This window comes from Nonomuraea sp. NPDC050786 (genome assembly GCF_040654115.1).
Classification (GTDB): domain Bacteria; phylum Actinomycetota; class Actinomycetes; order Streptosporangiales; family Streptosporangiaceae; genus Nonomuraea.
In genome coordinates this window covers 53,828-72,131 of the sequence record NZ_JBFAHJ010000028.1, presented here as the reverse complement: position 1 = coordinate 72,131, position 18,304 = coordinate 53,828, and the positions used below count along the sequence as shown (strand labels likewise).

Sequence of the window (18,304 nt, the reverse complement as noted above, 5' to 3'; positions counted from 1 at the left end):
GCCGGCATCCGAGCCTCGCCCGGCCGAGGTCAGGGGGTCAGCCGGGTCGCCGGGGTGCCAGTCAGTGCGAAGCGGCGTCGACGCGTACAGGCAGCTGCCAGTTGCTGAGGAGAGTGAAGTGCTCCCTGGACTCGGCCGGGATCGGGCCGAGTTCCACCGGATCGGAGGGGGAGGCCAGGCTGACGCGGTAGAGCTTGGCCGTGTCGTTGTTCTCACCGGCCGCGATGATCAGGGAGCGGCGGTCCCGGGAGACGGCCACCGAGATGATCGGCGTCTCCGTCTCGGGGGCCATCTTGTTCTTCACCTTCACCTCGGTGTGCTGGATGTGATCGATGTCGTCCCGGGCGAGCCCGGGGTTGACCCGCGCGGTGTAGAGGTCGTTGCTCCCGCCCAGGCAGAGCAGGTCGGTGGCGTTGAGCCAGGCGAGCGGGTCGCAGTGGCGCAGGCCGCCGTCGCGCATGACGATCCTCATGCCGAACGGCAGCTGGAGCGGAGCGTCCTCGTAGCGCTCCACCGTGTTCGCGAGGAGCTCGAGCTCGGCCCCTTGGAACAGGTTCCACCCCACGGCCACCCGGCTGGGGTTGGCCGCGAACCTCCCGGAGGGATGGATGGTGCCCGGGCAGAGGACGGCGACCGAGCCCACGACGCGGTAGAAGGTGGACTCGTGCCTGTTGTTGAAGCAGGCCAGGCTCACCCTGCGCGGAGTCAGCCGGCCGTCCGGGCCCGCCGAGAAGAACTGCTGGGAGTCGCGCAGGAACCAGAACGACCCGTCGGGCGCGAACCCGGGGTTCTCGTCGGAGAACGTCTCCTTGACGTATCCCTTCTTGTTCGACCGGTCGGTGAGGTCCACGAACGTCCCGGTGCCGAGGTCGAGCCAGCCGACGTGCGTCGGGTCGCTGTCGGAGGGGAAGTCCACCTGGACGGCGATCCGGCGGCCGTCCGGTGAGATCGGGTTGACGCCGGGATCGACCTCTTCGTCGCACGGGCTCTGGACGACGGCCTTCTCCCCGCCCGCCTTCGCGGCGATCTCGGTCAGGAGCGGCGCGAGCGTCACGCTGGAGAAGTCGGCGACAGGGGTACGGAACGCGTCGTCGTAGGCCGTGGCCCGCCACCCGTCCTCATTCCACGAGCAGGCGACCGGCCCCTGGGCGGCGAGCACGGCCGGTAAGCGCTTCGCCGTCTCGGCCAGTGCCGTCTTCCTGGCGTCCGGGGTGACGGAGACGCGCGGGCTGGGCTGTGACAGGGCGGCGGGGCGGGGGGCCGCCGAACAGCCGGTGGCCGCCAGGAGGATCGCGACGGCCGTCACCGGCCAGCCACCTCTACGGGAACGCATCCAAGGGCTCCTTCACGCCTTCAATGATGATCCATAAAAGAGTGAATACCATTAACCATGTATCGACCCTTCACTGCAAGTCGCCGGGGCCGCCGAGACCCGACAAGATGGTCGGGTGACAGCGTTGACGCGACGGGAACGACTGCGGGCCGAACTCGAACGTGAGGCCAAGGTCGTCGCCCGCAGGATCGCCGCGGAGGAGGGCATCGCGGGCCTCACCCTCGCCGCCGTGGCCCGCGGCGTCGGCGTGACGCCCCCGGCCCTCTACCGCTACTTCAGCGGCAGGGCGGGCCTCGTACGCGCCATCTACGACGACATCACCGCGGAGTTCATCGACACCGTGGAGCGGGCCGTGCGGCGCCAGGACCCTGACGACCTCAGCGCCCAGCTGCACGCCGGCACCCAGGCCGTGCTCGACTGGTCGGTGGCCAACAAGGTCGAGTTCGACCTGCTCATGGGCGCCGGCTACGCCAAGGTCGCCGCGTCGGAGGAGGGCATCCCGGTGGTCATCGCGCGCGAGCTGGGCGGCCTGTTCGGGCGGCTGTTCGCCCGTCTGTGGAACGAGGGCCGGCTGGCCTGCCCGGCGGACGAGGAGATCGACCCCGTGCTGGCGGCACAGCTGCGCACCTACCGCTCGGAAGTCGGCCTGGAGTTCCCCATCGGCGTGGCGTTCCTCATGGTCGTCTGCTGGCGGCAGATCTACGGGCTGGTCTGCATGGCCGTCTACGGACACCACGGATTCGCCTTCGACGACCCGCAGCCGCTCTTCGACCACATGATGGACGACCTGCTCGGCCTCCTCGGGCTCACCCGGAGCCCCGACCTGCGCCTGTCGTGAACGACTGTCCTGGAATTGGTCCAAGCTTCGGAGAGAGGACGCCTCATGCCCTTAGCCGCAGCCCGGCCGCCCTGGGCGGTGTCACCGTCGTCACCGCGATGCTTCTCACCGCCCTCCCCGCGACCGCCGTGGCAGCGCCCCCCTCGACCGCCCAGGCGGGCGCGACCGAGGACGGGGTCGACCGCCGAGTGCTGCTGACCAAGGCGGATCAGCCCCCGGTCGGCGAGTCGTACGGGGACCCATGGGTCAACCCGTACTCCGAGCCCGGCGTCACCGGCCCGTCCTGCTGGGAGTACGGGCGCGGCACGGGCGCGAGCGCCGGCATCAGCGCCAGGTTCTCCACGCCGACGTGGTTCCACTCCTACAACGACGTCTGGGTCTTCCCGAGCGCGGACGACGCGGCGGCCTTCGAGCGGCGGTGGCGGGCCGACCTGGCCACCTGCGTCGACCGCAACCCGCCCGGCGAGAGCGGCACGGCGGTCTCCGAGGTCGCCAAGGTGGGTGAGGCGGACGGCGTGGAGATCCTCCGCGTCACCGCCGCCACCAACCCGTACTCGACCATGACGTACCACTTCTGGGTCGCCATGGTCCGCCAGGGCCGCGCCGTGTACGCCGTCCAACTCCTCGACTACCGGCACGGCGATCCGCAGCCCGTGCCCTTCGACGGCACCGTCGCCAAGATCAAGGCCAAGCTGGCCGCGTACTACCCCTGATACCGCCCCTGGCGACCGCCTCCCCGAGTAGGGCGGCGGTCGCCGTACCGGAAAGTGAATTGATCGGATCTGCGGCTGATGTCACCATCCTCGGATGAACGAAGAGGAGCTGCGGCAGATCGAGGCGAACGTCAGCCTCGCCATCGACCGGCTCGGGCCGGTGAGCGACGTGGACTTCGGTCTCAACGAGGAGTCGGTCGAGTGGGTGGATGGCTTCATCGAGCGCCAGCGGTCGCGCCCCGACTTCGATCCGGAGCAGATCGGCGGCCTGGTCGGCGTGCTCGGCTCGTTCCTGGGCGCATGCATCGTCGCCGCTACGGGCGGCAGCTGGTGCAGGTCAGAGGATGACGGGTGGGGGGTGCTCCTTCCGGACGGCAGCGTGGCCTTCCCGTTCGTGAAAGTGCGCAAGCAGTTCCGTTCCGGGGCGGAAGACGGCGAGTCGATCGCCAGTTTCTACCGGGTCGCAGTCGGCTTCGTCGCCACGGGGAAGCTGCGGCCGCCTCGAACGCCTCGATGATCCGGTAGGCGACCCGCTGATGGGATCTCCAGGGACGACGGGCGGAGATCATCTTCTTCTACTACCGGTACGACCAGTTCGTCCTCGCCGCCGACACGTTCGGCTGGGGCGTCGACCGGGCCGTCCGGTGGATCACCGGGCAGATCGAGGCGGCGATTTTGAAGGGTTGAGCGGCTGGCGCAGCCAGGATCCGCTCCACTCGCCGTTACCGGGATCCATCACGGGCTCCACTGGGATCAGGTGAGCGGAGGCGGTGGCCCCCATCTCGGCGAACGGCTGCCGCACGGTTGACTCCATGGAGCGATCATCACGTTGGGTTGCCATTCGGCCGCACACCGTTACCATCGCGATAGGACCACCGTCCCTTCCCCCGATCATGGAGTGCCGCATGGAACGAACGGTTCTGGCCGCCGTCACCGAACGCCCCGACGCCGATTCGGCGCTCGCCGAGCAGCTCCGCCGCGTGTGCGCGGCGATGGACGAGCTCGGTCTCCAGGTGCGCTGGACCCATCGGGCCGAGGACGCCCTGGCGGTGGTCGGGTCGGACGCGTCGCTGACGGCGGTCCTCGCGGCATGGGAAGCGCCGGGGGCCGAGGAACTGCTGGGCGCGGTGGCCCGGCGCTTCCGCGGCCTGCCCGTCTTCCTGATGACCCAGGAGCAGGAGCTCCCGCTCTGGGTGTACGAGGTCATCCAGGGCTACGTCTTCCCGCTGGAGGACACCCCGCGCTTCATCGCCGGGCGCATCGCCTACGCGGCCGACCAGTACGCCGAGAAGATCCTTCCGCCGTTCTTCGGCGCGCTGCGCCGCCTCGAGGATCACCACCGCTACTCCTGGCACACGCCGGCGCACGCCGGCGGCGTGGCGTTCCTCAAGTCGCCGGTGGGCCGGGCGTTCTTCGACTTCTACGGTGAACGCCTGCTCCGCACCGACCTGTCCATCTCCGTCGCCGAGCTCGGCTCGCCGCTCGACCACACCGGCCCCATCGGGGATGCCGAGCGCAACGCCGCCCGCGTCTTCGGCGCCGACCGCACGTTCTTCGTGGTCAACGGCAACTCCACCGCCAACCGCATCGTCGGCCACCACGCGATCGCCCGTGACGACACCGTGCTGGTGGACCGCAACTGCCACAAGTCCGTCCAGCACGCGCTGGCCATCAGCGGCGCCCGCCCGGTCTACCTCGTGCCCGAGCGCAACGGGCTCGGGCTGGCGGGCCCGGTCCCGCCGGCCGCGCTGGAGGCGGACGCGGTCCGCGCGCGGGTGGCCGCACATCTCCTCGCCACGGGCGGCCCGTCGTACGCGGTGATCACCAACTCCACGTACGACGGGGTGTGCTACGACGCGGTGCGGGTCGGCGAGCTGCTGGGCGCCAGCGTGCCGCGGCTGCACTTCGACGAGGCGTGGTTCGCCTACGCCCGGTTCAACCCGCTCTACGCCGGCCGGTACGGCATGGCCATCGACGAGCGCACGCTGCCCGGCCCCGATCGCCCCACCGTGTTCGCCACCCAGTCGACGCACAAGCTGCTGGCCGCGCTGTCGCAGGCGGCGATGCTGCACGTCCGCCCCGCGGAGCGGGCCCCGATCGACTACGACGCGCTGAACGAGACCTATCTCATGCACGCCTCCACGTCGCCGCTCTACCCGATGATCGCCTCGCTGGACGTCGCGGCGGCGATGATGGACGGCCCGTCGGGGCCGTTCCTCACCGGGGAGGCGATCGTCGAGGCGGTCCGGTTCCGCCAGGCGATGGTGCGCCTGGCCGCCCGCCTCCGCGAGGACGGCCGGCGGCCCGGCTGGTTCTTCGGCGTCTGGCAGCCCCCTGCGGTCACCGATCCGCGCACCGGCGAGACCGTCTCGTTCGCCGACGCGGACCCGGCGCTGCTGTGCGCCGAGCCCCGGTGCTGGACGCTGGAGGCGGGAGCCGAGTGGCACGGGTTCGACGGGATGTCCGAGGGCTACTGCCTGCTCGACCCGGTCAAGGTGACGATCACCTGCCCGGGCGCCGACGCCGCCGCGGGCACGCTCGAGTGGGGCATCCCGGCCCGCGTCGTGGCCGCCTACCTGGAGCGGCGCGGCATCGTGGTGGAGAAGACCGGCGACCACACGTTGCTGGTGCTGTTCTCCATGGGGATCACCAAGGGCAAGTGGGGCACGCTGATCGACGCGCTCACCGACTTCAAGAACGCCTACGACGACGACCTGCCCCTGGCGGAGGTGCTGCCCGGCTTCGGGCCGCCCGCGATCTCGTTGCAGAAGTTCTGCACGCTGGCCCACGAGCGGCTGCGTGACTCCGAGGTCGGGAAGCTGCTCGACCAGGTCTTCACCACGCTGCCCGAGCCCGTGTCCACCCCCGCCGACTGCTACCAGGCCATGATCCGGGGCCGCACCGAGCGCGTCCCGCTGGACGCGCTGCCGGGCCGGGTCGCCGCGGCCACGGTGGTGGTCACCCCGCCCGGGATCCCCATGCTGATGCCCGGCGAGGCGACCGGCCCGCACGACGGCCCGCTGATGACCTATCTGCGGGCCCTGGAGGACTTCGACCGGGCCTTCCCCGACCTGGCCACCGACATCCACGGCGCGCACCGTGACGGCGACGGCCGCTACTGGGTGGAGGTCCTCAAGAACTGACCACGTGCGCGCTTTCTAGGCCGGCAAAAATGGATCATGTAGGGTGAGCCCGGCATATCCCCCCGACGGCCTGGAGTTCGCCGTGCCGCACATGTCCCGTCGCCAGGTTCTCTCCCTGATCCCCGCCGCCGGCCTGCTCGCCGCGGCCGCTCCCGTACGTGCCGCGGCGGGGATCGATCACGCGCGGCTGATCGCCAACACCGTGGCGATCTTCGCGGGGACCCCGGAGGTCAACGCCCGGCCCGAGGTCGCCGCCAAGCTCGCGGCGATCCTCGGCACCGCCAGGCAGCGGCTGGCGGCCATGGACAAGGCGGGCGAGGGCGAGCTGTTCTCCGGATTGAAGCTCGGCACCGACGACGTCAACCTGCGGCTGGCCTACCAGTACCTGTACGAGATCGCGCTCGCCACCCGCACGCCGGGCGGCGCGCTGGACGGCGACGCCGCCGCCCAGCGGCGGGTCATCGACGGTCTGGTGTGGCTGCACGAGCGCTACTTCGGCGACCAGGCGGCGGGCTACTACGGCAACTGGCACAACTGGGAGATCGGCATCCCCACCCACGTCAGCAGGACGCTGGCCCTGCTGGCCGAACGCGTGCGGGACGAGCGGCCCGACCTGACGGCGACGTACCTCGCCTCGATGGACGCCTACCTGCGCAGCGGCAAGGACGGCGACGTCGACCTCGACTCGCGCTTCCACACCGGGGCGAACCTGGCCGACATCACCGCCAACAGGATCGTGCAGGGCGCGCTCACCGGGGACGACGCCCGCGTCGGCAAGGCCATCTCCGACCAGGCCACCGTCTTCGCCACGATCGACCCCTACAACCTCCAGCACGGCAACACCGACGGCTACTACCGCGACGGCTCCTTCATCCAGCACCACTCGGTCGCCTACACGGGCTCGTACGGCAAGGCCCTGCTCACCCGCGTCGTACAGACGCTCAAGACCCTCGAGGGCGCCACCGGCGGCGGCACCTCCGAGGACCTGGCCGGCGTGGTGTACCGCTGGGTCGCCGACGGCTTCGCCCCGCTGATCTTCGAGGGGTGGATGATGGAGATCGTCAAGGGGCGGGCGGTCTCCCGCACCACCACCGGTTACGCCGACGTCTCGGTGATCGTGGAGGCCGTCGCCGACCTGGCCGACCACGTCGAGGGCGCCGCAGCTCTCGCCCTGAAGAAGTACGTCAAGTTCCTGTCGGCCGCCGACACCTCGGCCTTCGTCTCCCCGGTCAGCGTCGCCCGCTACGCGGCCATCCGCGCCGACTCCGCCATCGCGGCCGCCGACCTGAATCCGGCCGAGCGCTGCGTGGCGTTCAACGCCATGGACCGGACGGTCCACCGGCGCCCCGGCTACGCCTTCGCCCTGGCGCGCAGCTCCGACCGGATCAGCAAGTACGAGTACATGAGCGGCGAGAACCTCATGCCCTGGTTCCAGGGCGACGGCGCGTACTACCTGTACCTCGCGGGCGAGGACCAGCGCGAGGTCTTCGGCGTCGACTACTACACGGCCGTCTCGCCGTACCGGCTGGCCGGGATCACCGCGCCGGTGGAGGAGCGGCGGACGGTGCCCGAGCTGTACGGCCGCCTCTGGTACGAGAACCCGGGGCACCCGCTCAACTTCACCTCCTCCTCGGAGTCCCAGAACACCTACGTGTACTTCCCCCGCGGCGGCAACGCCTTCTCCGGCGGCGCGACGCTCGGCGCGTACGGCGCGGCCGGCATGGTCCAGTCCGACGACGCCGCCTACACCGCCAAGCAGGCGGGCATCCTGCCCGACGACTTCGTCGTCTACCGCAACGCCCGGGCGACCAAGTCCTGGTTCATGCTGGACGACGAGATCGTGGTGCTGGCCGCGGGCGTCTCCGGCCAGGGCGGGCGCGACGCGGTGACCACCGTGGACAGCCGCATCGCCGCACCCGGCGACGCGGTCGCGCTCACCGGCGAGAGCTGGGACGGCGGGGCCTGGCAGGCGGGCGGCAGCACGCCGCCGCGCTGGCTGCGCTACGCCAACGGCACCCGGCGTACCGCGATCGGCTACGCCTTCCTCACCCGCCAGCCCGTCGCGGCCGGGCTGGAGACGGTGACCCGCAGCCGCCAGGTGGTGCGCACGTCCAACCCCGCCACCGCCGTGACCAAGAACGTCTTCACCGCCTCCATCACCCACCCCGCCACCGGTCACCTCACCGCACTGGCCTACGCCCTGGTCCCGAACGCGACCGAGGCCCGCCTGCGCGGCTACCCGCACGGGCCGCTCGCCGTCCTGGCCAACGACCGCCACGTGCAGGCGATCAAGCACAGGACCCTCGGGATCGTCGCCGCCAACGTCTTCGCCGACGGCCCCCGCCCGGTGGAGCGCCTGCTCGTCGACGGCCCCGCCTCGGTCATCGTCCGGTACGGCGAGCGCACGACCATCGCCCTGTCCGACCCCACGATGCGGCGTGACCGCGTCAGCGTGGTCCTGCACGGCGCGCCGCTCCGCCTCGCCGCGGCCGACGACGGGGTGACGGTACGGCGCGTGCCGGGCGGCACCCTGGTCCAGGCCACGACCCGCCACTCCCACGGCCGCACCTTCACCGCCACCCTGCGCTGAGGCGGCTCAGTACCCCCGCACCTGAGGCCAGGCCAGCTCGAACCCGTCGGCGACCAGCTCGGCCTGGAACCGCTCGAGCGCGGCCGGGTCCTCGTGCACCTGCGCCGGCTCGAGCCCGTACCGCAGGCAGTGCGCCGCCAGGGCGCCGGCCGCCTCGCCGGCGTTCCACTCCACCGGGTGCAGGCGGTAGCAGCCGTTGGTGATGTGCGTGGTGCCGAGGTTCTTCCCGGCGGCCAGCACGTTGCGCACGCGCACGGGCAGCAGCGTGCCCAGCGGGATCTGGAACGGGCAGCTCGCCACGTCGATGTAGTTGTCGCCGCCGGTGGAGGGGTGCAGGTCGATGCGGTACATCCCGACGCCCACGGTGTCGGGGTAGGCGACCGCGCCGTGCTCGCCGCGCACCGCCAGCGACAGGTCCTGCTCCACGACCGTGCGGCGGGCGCGGATGCGCCGCGACTCGCGGATGTAGGGGCTCTTGGCCAGGCCGTCGGCGGTGCCCATGACGTCGGGGCGCAGCCGCAGCCCCGGCCAGCCGGTGCCGCCGTCGGGCCGGGGCGCCTCCGTCTGCAGCCAGTAGAGCATGCTGAGCGCCTGCTCCCTGGCGCCCTGGAGGTGCAGGGCCCGCTCGGCGTCGGAGACCCCGATCAGTGGGCCGGGCAGGTAGTCGATCTGCGGCCAGTTGACGATGACGACGTCGCTGGCCGCGAAGCCGGGCTCGAACACCTCCCGGCACAGGACGCGCCGGAACACCCACAGGTCCCTGTCGCCGGGGTCGAGGCTCTGGTCGGCGACGACCGGCCCCGAGGAGGCGTGCGGCACGAACGTGCGCGGCTTCGGCTCCAGCGTGCGCGGGTCGGGCGCCACGAGGCTGAGCAGCCGGTCCGGCCAGAACGGCGGCTGGTAGTCGCGCCAGAAGGCGTACTCCTTGGGCCGGTCGATGGTGTGGTCCTCGCCGTCGCGGTGCTCGATGGCGAAGACCCAGGAGAACGCCTGCATGTTCGCCGGCTGGGCCTGCGCGGGCGCGCTGGGCTCGCCGGTCTCCGCGGCCGGCTCGAAGCCGGTGACGTGCTCGATCCCGGCCAGCGGCAGCAGGTCGCCCAGCTCGGTGGCGTCCAGCACGTACGGCGCCCGGACATGGAACAGCTCTCCGTCCGGCCCCGCGAAGCTCACTCCGGTCACGCGGTCGCCGTCCACGTCGGCGGCCACCGGCCGGTGCAGGTAGCGGATCGTCAGCCGCCCGGCCGCGAGATAGGGGCCGACCATGGCGGCCAGCACCGCGGCGGCCACCCGCGGCTCGCAGCAGAGCCTGCTGACCGTGCCGCGCCCCGGGTTGAGGTCGGGCGCCTCCAGCGACTGCCTGGTCAGCGGGTACCAGGCCCGGTAGTGATCGCGGATGGCCGCGCGCAGTCGGCGGTAGGAGCGGGTCGCGCCGAACTGCTCGATCCACGGATGCTCGTCCGGCGGCACGCCCTGGCTGGTGAGCTGCCCGCCCAGCCAGTCGCTCTCCTCGGTGAGCACGACGCTACGGCCCCGCCGCAGCGCCGCCAGCGCCGCCGCGACCCCGCCCATCCCGCCCCCGACCACCAGCACATCGGCCTCGGCCCCCGTCATGCGTCACCTTTCTCGAAGAAACTTTTCTCGAAGAAGTCGACCTCGCCGCGTTCCATGAGGACGATGAGGCTCAGCAGCGCGCCCCAGGTCTGGAACGGCTCGCTGTTCGGCTTGTCGCAGGCGCCGCCGTGCACGCTGGAGTAGTTCTCGTGCACGTGGCGGTGCTCGTTCCATTCCTTCAGCACCAGCCGGGAGCTGCCTTCGGCCAGCCACGCGGCCGCTTCGCGCTCGCCCGCGCGCAGCAGCCCCAGGTAGACGAGGAAGTTCACCGGCGGCCACGCCCGGCCCGCCCAGTAGCTGCCTTCGCCGATGTCGACCGGCTCGCTGCGCGGTGAGGTCGGCAGCACCCATGCGCCGCCGAAGCCGTCGTCGCTCATCAAGTAAGACATCATGCGCCGCGTCCGTTCCCCCGCGCCGACCCCGGCCAGCAGGGGGTAGAAGCTCATGGTGGACAGCCGCTCGGTCGGCAGCCCGGTGTCGGTGCGCCGGCTGCGGTAGAGGCCGCTCGGCTCGTCCCACAGCGACTCCATCGCCGCCACGACGGCCGCGTGCCGTTCGCGCAGCTCCGCCGCGGCCTCCCGGTCGCCGAGGACGTCGGCGATGCCGGCCAGCGCCTCGCAGTCGGCCGCGTACAGGCTGTTCAGTCCCACGTCGTGCGCGGCGAGCAGGCTCTTGCGCTGGTCGAAGGGCACGTCCTCGAAGACGGGGTGGTTGTCCCAGCCGGTCTCGCAGGTCGCGCCGAAGTGCTGGTGGATGCGGGGGATGTCCTGCGGCGAGGGGAACTCGGGGTCGAAGTACGTCGACCCGGCGCAGAGCAGGCCGCCGTCCCTGCGCACCCGCCACCACCACCGGTTCCAGGACAGCAGCGGCTCGAAGGTCTCCTCCAGGAACCACCGGTCGCCGAACCTGCGGTAGAGCTCGCGGGTCACCAGCGAGCCCACCGGAGGCTGGGACCCGTCGTAGGTCTTGCGGCCGGTGCCCTGCTCGACGTTCGGGACGAAGCCCTCCGGCGTCAGCGCCCGGAGCATCTCGACGGTGTTGACGTAGGCGAGCTCCTTGCTCGACACGGCCGCCAGCAGCGCGTTGAAGAACGCGTCCCAGCAGAACAGGGCGTAGCCGCCGCGCTTGCCGACGTTCCAGAACCGGCTGACGGTCGTGACCACGCGGGAGCGCGACGGCTCGTAGATCGTGTTCCAGGAGATGGCGTCCCTGACGATCTCGCGGTGCTGCGCCACGGGGTCGGTGCCGGCCGCCCCGATCCCGTCGGAGGCGCGGGCGACGATCTCCGCGATCTCCGCCAGGTCGCGGGGGCGGCCGGTGCTGATCCCGACGGCGCCGGTCAGCTCCATGGCCAGGTACGGCCCGTCCACGTCGGCGTAGGGGTCGTCGATGTGCGGGGCCGTGCAGAAGACCTGGACGGTTCCGTCGGGTCCTTCGGCGGTGATCCGGTCGCCCTCGCGGGTGACGGAGCCGGGCCGGTTCCACAGATAGGCGACGCCGGCGGTCAGCAGCGCGCTCCTGCGCTGGTTGGCGGTGGGCGTCACCAGCGCCACCAGGTCGTCGCCCGCGTGCGCGGTCTGCACCCGGATCGTGATGCCCGCCCACGTCACTGCCGTCTCGGTGTAGCTGCCGTCGTAGGCGTGCCGGCCCAGGGTGACGGTCTCCGCGCCCTCGGTGCGGCGGCCGATCTGCGCCGTACGCAGTGACGTGCCCCGGTAGTACTCCTTCAGGCCGAGGGACAGGCCGAGCGCGTCGGGGAGGAGCACCTGGGTGAGCACGCTCCGCGTGTCCCAGGTGTTCCACCCCCGGGCGAGCGAGGCCTGAACGTGGGCGTAGTTCGTCATGTGTTCCCTTGTGTCGGTATCCACACGCGCATGGCGTGCGGGCCGCGGTTGGCCCAGGCGTAGTAGGGGATCAGCGTGAGGTCCGTGGTACGCGGCGGCGGGACCGGCTGCCCGTAGGGGCGGTAGGGGGAGTCGGCGGGCCCCGTCGCGAGCACGCCTGCGGCTCGGAGCACGGTCACGCCGTCGAGCAGGTCCGGCCGGTGTTCGGGCCGCGGCGGCGTGGTGGGGTCGATGCGGAGGTCCTCCAGCACGACGCCGGACGGCTGGTCGGGCTCCTCGATCGCGTACACCAGCGGCCCGCGGGTGACGGCGACGCACCCGCGCGCCGCGTCCACGCGGTCATCGGCCACCAGGAGCCGGGCGGGCATGGGCATCCGCAGCGCCACCCGGTCGCCGGCCTGGAACACCCGCCGGACGCGGGCGTAGCCGCCGGGCGCCACCGGCTTGCCGTCCACGGTGGAGCCCTCGGCCCAGTCCGGTACGCGCAGCGCCAGCTCCACCTCCCGCCGGGGCGCCTCTCGTACGGTCACCGTGACCAGGCCGTCCCACGGGTACTCGGTCTCGACGTCCACGGTGAACCCGCCGGAGGTCAGCGTGCTGCGGGCGTACAGGTGCACCTGGAGCCCGTCCTCCGTGCCGGTGGCCAGGTACGCGGGGAGGCCGGCCAGCGTACGCATCACGTTGGGCGGGCAGCAGGCGCAGTTGAACCACGGACGGCGGCCGTGCGCCGGTGACCGCTGCACGTCACCGCGTGCGCCGGTCCGCCGGTGCAGCGTGTTGACGTAGAAGTACTCCGCTCCGGCCAGCGACACCGCGGGCAGCAGGGCGTTGTACAGCAGCAGCTCGATCTGGTCGGCGTAGGCGGATTCGCCGGTGGCCAGCAGCAGCCGCCACGCCCACTGCATCGTCCCGATCGCGGCGCAGGTCTCCGCGTACGCGCGATCGGGCGGCAGCTCGTACGCCTCGCCGAACGCCTCGCCGTCCCAGCGCGAGCCGACCGCGCCGGTGACGTGCTGCTTCCGGCGGCGCATCGTGTCGTACTGCCGGCGCACCGCGGCCAGCAGCTCGGCGTCGCCGGTCTCGATGGCGACGTCAGTGGCGCCGGCGGCGAAGTAGACGGCGCGCACGGCGTGCCCCTCCGGTGCAGCCGCCTCGCGTACGGGCAGCCGGTCGGAGTAGTGGGCCGGGTCGCCGTAGTGGGAGGGGTCGAAGCCCGGTTTGGTGGCGCGGCCGTGCCCGCGGGCTTCGACGAAGTGACGGGCCAGGTCGAGGTAGCGGCGCACACCCGTCTGCCGGTACAGCTCCACGAGCGCCATCTCCACGACGGGGTGCCCGTCCAGCCGGTCGGGGCTGAAGGTGTCGGCGAGGTGGTCGGCGAAACGGGTGGCGACCTCCAGCAGGTGCGTCTGGCCGGTCGCCCGGGCCGCGGCCACGGCCGCCTGGAAGAGGTGGCCGGCGCAGTAGTGCTCGTGGCTCGACCACAGCCGCTCGTACCGTTCCTCGCCGCGCAGCTGGATGGCGGAGTTGAGATAGCCGTCGTCGCACTGCGCCGCCGCGATCGTCCGGCTGAGGGCGCGCAGCCGCTCCAGCAGCGCTTCGTCGGGGCTGCGCGCGTACTCCCAGGCGACCGCCTCCAGCCATTTGTAGACATCGGAGTCGCGGAAGCTCGCTCCCTGGGCCGCGCCCGTGCTCTCGCCCGCGGCGATCCGGAGGTTGCCGATGCTGCCCGCCTCGACGAGCCGTTCGTGTCCGAGGGGGATCGCGGCCCGGTTGGCCTCCAACCGGCGGGCCCAGAACCCGCCGGTCACCCGGTTGGTGGCGAGCGGGCGCAGGGCCACCGCGGTGGCAGGGCTCGGGACGGCCGTCACAGGGGTGCCGCCTGCCGCCGGAACCGTACGGCGTCGGCGATGACGTAGCCGTCGGCCGCGTCGCTGAGCTCGACGTATCCGGCGAGGCCGGCCTTGAAGGAGAAGGTGCCCAAGGAGACCCATTCGCCGGTGCGGGGGTCCGGCACGCCGCGGTTGCGCTGGTTGACGGTCACCGAGGTCGTGCCTGAGGCGTGGTGGACGACGTACTTGGCGTTGGTCGCCCGGTTGGGGTCGGCCGTGTAGGAGACGAGCACCTCGTACCGGTCGTCGCCCGGGAGGGCCGGCCGCCACCGCGCCACGTTCGCGCCGGTGCCCTTGGCGTGCGTCAGGTAGTTGAAACCGTAGTACCCGGGGATGCTTCTGCCGTTCGGCCAGGTGCCGGTGACCTCGAAGCCGAGCCCGCCGTTGTCGACGGTGACCTCCTCTCGGACGTCCGGTGACGCGGATGCCTGGATGAGGCTCAGCTGGTCGAGCGAGATGGTCGTGCCGCCGCCCCGGCCGGGGCCGGCCAGCGTGAAGCGGATGGTGTGCTGGCCGGCCCGAAGCGACATCCGGCCCAGCAGGGCGACGTCGTAGCCGTCGCCGCGGAAGGCCGTCAGGTCCACCGTGGAGGTGCGGGGCTTCTTCCCGTCCACGGTCACCGTCATGAGACCCCCGCCGGCTGACCGGTAGTAGCGCAGCCATAATTCGTGCGTACCGTCCTGGGCGACGGTGAAGGGGTACTCGATGTAGTCGCCGGTCGCGGCGGGCAGGAAGAGCGCGCGGGCGCCGCCGCGCGCGGTGGCCTCGAGCACCACCGACACCCGTCCGCCTGACCGGCGGGCGCGCACTGCCGGGACACCCAGGTCGTGTGTGCTCTCGGTCAGGCTGGGGCCGGTGGCCAGGCTGTCGCGGCCGCGCGTCAGCCACTCCAGGTTGAAGCGGGCGGCGGCCACGCGGCGCGGGGTGCCGTCGAGGTCGCCGTCGCAGCCGTACAGGAGCACGATGGTGCCGTCCGACAGCGACGCCAGGTCCGAGTAGTACCCGCGGCCCGGGTTGACCGACCGGCCGTACCTGAAGGAGTAGCCTTCGTCGTAGCTCACCGCGACGGTCATGTTCCAGCGCATCGGCGCGTCCGGCCGGCTGAACAGCACGCGGTTGACGTTCTGGCTGCCCGGCCCGCCGGTGTAGCGGACGAGGCTGCTGTCGACGCCGTTGAAGAGGCCGGGGCTGAAGTCCATCCTGGGCGGCGACCAGGTCAGGCCGCCGTCATCGCTGACCGCGGTGTCGCGGGGCCAGTCGTTGCCCGAACCGGGCCGGCTGTTCATCACCACCCTGTCGTCCGCGCGCTGCACCAGCCGGGCCTCTCCGACGACGGGGTAGCCCTCGCCCATCGGCACCTCGCCGCCGGCCTGCCAGGTGCGGCCGTGGTCGTCGCTGTAGACGGTCGAGACGCCGTAGTGGCGGTCGGCTGTGGGGACGCCGGTGATGATGGTCCGGTGGGAGACGGTCAGGAGCAGCCGGCCGGAGTCGAGCTGGATGCCGTGACCCGGCCCCGGGCCGTGCATCGCCCAGTTGTACGGGAAGTGGTCGAAGAGGCCGGTCAGGTCGCGCCGCTCGCCCCAGGTGAGGCCGCCGTCCGTGCTGGAGATGACGTGGAAGGTGCTGGAGTCGGCGGAGCAGCTGGTGTTCTCCGGCAGCCGCACGCAGTTCCCGTGGAACAGGAAGACCTCGCCCGTCACCCGGTCCACCACGAAGGTGGGGTTGGACCAGCACTGGCCGGCGTCGGCGAGCGCCACCGCCTGGGACGCGCTCCAGGTCTGGCCCTTGTCGGTGCTGCGGCGGACGAGCAGGTCGTGCGGTCCGGCGTCGCAGTTCTCGTGCCGGCCCTCGGTGCAGGCCAGGATCGTGTCGTCGGGCAGGACGGCCAGGCCGTACACGTGGTAGCTGGCCAGCGGGTCCACGGCGGTGTCCCACAAGGTGGTCTCCGCGAAGAACGGCGCGGCTCCGGCAGTGGTGTCCGCTGTGGGGGAGGCCGCCGCGGGGGAGGGGAAGGCGGTCGCGGCGGCGCCTGCGGCGAGCCCGAGGGCGAACGTCCGCCGGCTGATGGGCATGGTCATGCGACTCTCCTGGGGCGAGGGCCGGTTCAGGGGGATTGACGTGCTGCCGGCAGCGCGGCCGGCCGTACGAGGTCGTGCAACGGGGCCAGCGCGGTACGCAGCGCGGCGAGCTCGGTGTCGTCGAGCGGCAGGAACGGCGCCGCCGCGTGCGGCGGGCAGAGCCCCAGCAGGTGGAGCGCGGTCTTCATCACGACCACCCCGCTGGCTCCCGGCCGGATGCCGAAGAGCGCGGCCAGCCGGTCCACGTCGTGCTGCAGCGCGCCGGCGGCGGCGTGGTCTCCGTCGCGGGCCGCCCTGAACAGCCCGGCGCACAGAGCAGGCGCGAGCATGCCCACGCCCGGCACCAGCCCGGCGGCCCCCAGGCGCAGCCCCTCGGCGAGCTGCCGCTCCGCGCCCTGGGCCACCTGGAAACCGGGCCGTTCCCGGGCCAGGGCGCAGAACTGCCCGAACAGGGCTGCGTCGCCCGAGCTGTCCTTCAAGCCGATGACGGCCGGCTCGTCGAGCAGGCGGCGCACCACGGACACGGGGATGGGGTTACCGGTGTACCCGGGACTGTTGTAGATCACCACGGGCCGGCCGTGGTGGGCGGCGTCGCGGAAATGCGCGCGCAGCTCCCGTTCGGTGTGCCGGAAGTAGGTCGGCGCGAGCACCACCACGGCGGCCAGGTCGAGGCCGGCCAGGCACTCGATGCGCCGCAGGGTCTCGCGGGTGCCCGCGCCTGTCGCGCCGACCATGATCCGGGCGGACGCTCCGGCCAGCTCGCGCCACATGGCCGACACCTCCGCCGCGTACCCCCGGACCTCGTCCGGGGTCAGCAGCGGGCCCTCGCCGTTGGTGCCGGCCAGCATCAGCGTGGTGACGCCGCCGGCCGCGAGGTGGGCCAGCAGCGGCCGGACGGCCGGCGGGTCGGGGCGACCGCGCCGGTCGAGCGCGGTGACGAGCGGGATGACCAGCCCGGTGACCGGATGGTCGGAGCGGTCGATGACGGTGGCCATGGCACCTCCCTCGGCGAGTGATCCGGACGGTACCGGCGATCAATCCGGGGAGTCCAGAGGCTAATAGGTATTAGCATTTCTGTTCCGTTTGGCGCGCACAATCTTGCCCAGCTCCATTGACACCTCACGGGAGGGAAAGCCAAACTGTGCATTCATCTCGTTAGGCGCATTAGCAGGAGGCCCGGATGAGTCGCGGACCGGTGCGGAGGCCGACCCAGGCCGACATCGCGCGCCTCGCGGGGGTCAGCCAGGCCACCGTCTCGCTCGTGCTGAACGAGCGCGACTCGGATGTCCGGATCAGCCCCACGACCCGGGAGCGCGTGCTGGCCGCGATGCGCGAGTGGGGCTACGTCGCCAACGCCTCGGCGAGGTCACTTGCCGGCGGCCAGAACAAGATCATCGGAGTGCACACCTTCGAGCCGGTCTTCCCCACGACCAGCGTCGACTTCTACTTCCCGTTCCTGCTCGGCATGGAGCAGGCGGCCGCCGAACTCGGCTACGACCTGCTGCTGTTCACCAGCGCCGGCGGCGAGCGTCAGGTGTTCCGCGACGGGTCGACGCGGCTGTCGCTGGCGGACGGCGCGCTGCTGCTCGGGCGCGACCCCAACGTCGAGGAGATCGAACGGCTGCGCGACACCGGTTTCCCGTTCGTCTACGTAGGACACCGGGAGGTGTCCGGAGCGCCGGTCTCCTATGTGGCGGCCGACTACGCCGGAGCGACCCAGCAGCTCACAGAGCGGCTCTTCGAGCTCGGGCACAGGCGCGTCGCGTACGCCCGGATCGGGGACGGCGACGCCCAGCCCAGCCGGGACCGGGAGAAGGGATTCCGGCGGGCGATGCCCGCCGGCGAAGCCAGGCGGCTCACGGGCCCGGTGTGGACGCTGGAGTCCCCCGACGACGTGGCGGGCCTGCTGGCGGAGATCCGGCACGGCGGGATCACCGCGGTGGTGGCGGAGCAGGTCCTCCTGGCGGAGGAGCTCCTGGCGTGCGCGCAGCGGGACGGGATGTCGGTCCCGGGCGACCTGAGCGTCGTCGTCCTGGGTGACTCCACCGGCGCCCGCCGTACCGACACGCCGTGGACCGGCCTGGCGGTCCCCCGTGAGGAGATGGGCCGGCAGGCCACCCACCTGCTGGTGCGGCTGCTGGAGACGCCCGAGCCGGACGCCCGCAGAGAGAACGTCGAGTGCCCCCTCATGCCGGGCACGACCGTGGCCCCACCAAGGAGAGAGCAGTGACCAACCCCGCCCCCGACGTGGCGTGCCTGCCGCCC

Annotated in this window: 12 protein-coding genes; 6 read left to right on the top strand and 6 right to left on the bottom strand. The window is 72.0% G+C overall.

Annotation, left to right across the window (positions count from 1 at the left end):
- Window positions 1-61: 61 nt before the first annotated feature.
- Window positions 62-1,333, bottom strand: a complete 1,272-nt coding sequence (locus AB0H84_RS38655) for a hypothetical protein (RefSeq protein ID WP_357616024.1) — start codon at window positions 1,331-1,333, stop codon at window positions 62-64.
- 115 nt (window positions 1,334-1,448) lie between these two features.
- Between AB0H84_RS38655 and AB0H84_RS38650 the strand changes: the two genes are divergently transcribed.
- From AB0H84_RS38650 to AB0H84_RS38630, 5 genes are all read left to right on the top strand, one after another.
- Window positions 1,449-2,171, top strand: a complete 723-nt coding sequence (locus AB0H84_RS38650) for a TetR/AcrR family transcriptional regulator (RefSeq protein ID WP_357616021.1) — start codon at window positions 1,449-1,451, stop codon at window positions 2,169-2,171.
- A gap of 98 nt (window positions 2,172-2,269) precedes the next feature.
- Window positions 2,270-2,884, top strand: a complete 615-nt coding sequence (locus tag AB0H84_RS38645; protein ID WP_357616018.1) for a hypothetical protein — start codon at window positions 2,270-2,272, stop codon at window positions 2,882-2,884.
- Between the two features lie 94 nt (window positions 2,885-2,978).
- The gene (locus tag AB0H84_RS38640; protein WP_357616016.1) at window positions 2,979-3,401 is read left to right on the top strand and encodes a hypothetical protein; all 423 of its coding nucleotides are present in this window, start codon (window positions 2,979-2,981) and stop codon (window positions 3,399-3,401) included.
- 388 nt (window positions 3,402-3,789) lie between these two features.
- A complete protein-coding gene (locus tag AB0H84_RS38635; RefSeq protein ID WP_357616013.1) occupies window positions 3,790-6,027 on the top strand; it encodes an Orn/Lys/Arg decarboxylase N-terminal domain-containing protein in 2,238 nt (745 codons plus the stop codon).
- Window positions 6,028-6,070: 43 nt separating this feature from the next.
- Entirely contained in the window at window positions 6,071-8,617 is a 2,547-nt protein-coding gene (locus AB0H84_RS38630) for a polysaccharide lyase family 8 super-sandwich domain-containing protein (protein ID WP_357616010.1), read from the top strand.
- 6 nt (window positions 8,618-8,623) lie between these two features.
- Here the strand turns inward: AB0H84_RS38630 and AB0H84_RS38625 are convergent, their stop codons facing one another.
- Genes AB0H84_RS38625 through AB0H84_RS38605 form a run of 5 tightly spaced genes read right to left on the bottom strand, consistent with a single transcriptional unit; the run spans window position 8,624 to window position 17,034 of the window.
- Window positions 8,624-10,228: an FAD-dependent oxidoreductase gene (locus tag AB0H84_RS38625; protein WP_357616007.1), complete on the bottom strand. Its 1,605-nt coding sequence runs from the start codon at window positions 10,226-10,228 to the stop codon at window positions 8,624-8,626.
- Window positions 10,225-12,072: a trehalase family glycosidase gene (locus AB0H84_RS38620; protein ID WP_357616003.1), complete on the bottom strand. Its 1,848-nt coding sequence runs from the start codon at window positions 12,070-12,072 to the stop codon at window positions 10,225-10,227. The genes AB0H84_RS38625 and AB0H84_RS38620 overlap by 4 nt, the downstream gene beginning before the upstream one ends.
- The gene (locus AB0H84_RS38615) at window positions 12,069-13,940 is read right to left on the bottom strand and encodes a beta-L-arabinofuranosidase domain-containing protein (protein ID WP_357616000.1); all 1,872 of its coding nucleotides are present in this window, start codon (window positions 13,938-13,940) and stop codon (window positions 12,069-12,071) included. The genes AB0H84_RS38620 and AB0H84_RS38615 overlap by 4 nt, the downstream gene beginning before the upstream one ends.
- Window positions 13,937-16,039, bottom strand: coding sequence for an exo-alpha-sialidase (locus AB0H84_RS38610; RefSeq protein WP_357615997.1), 2,103 nt, complete (start codon window positions 16,037-16,039; stop codon window positions 13,937-13,939). The genes AB0H84_RS38615 and AB0H84_RS38610 overlap by 4 nt, the downstream gene beginning before the upstream one ends.
- 26 nt (window positions 16,040-16,065) lie before the next feature.
- Entirely contained in the window at window positions 16,066-17,034 is a 969-nt protein-coding gene (locus tag AB0H84_RS38605) for a dihydrodipicolinate synthase family protein (protein WP_357615995.1), read from the bottom strand.
- A gap of 185 nt (window positions 17,035-17,219) precedes the next feature.
- Between AB0H84_RS38605 and AB0H84_RS38600 the strand changes: the two genes are divergently transcribed.
- On the top strand, window positions 17,220-18,269 hold the full coding sequence (locus AB0H84_RS38600; protein WP_357615992.1) for a LacI family DNA-binding transcriptional regulator: 1,050 nt from the start codon (window positions 17,220-17,222) through the stop codon (window positions 18,267-18,269).
- The last annotated feature ends 35 nt before the right edge of the window (window positions 18,270-18,304 follow it).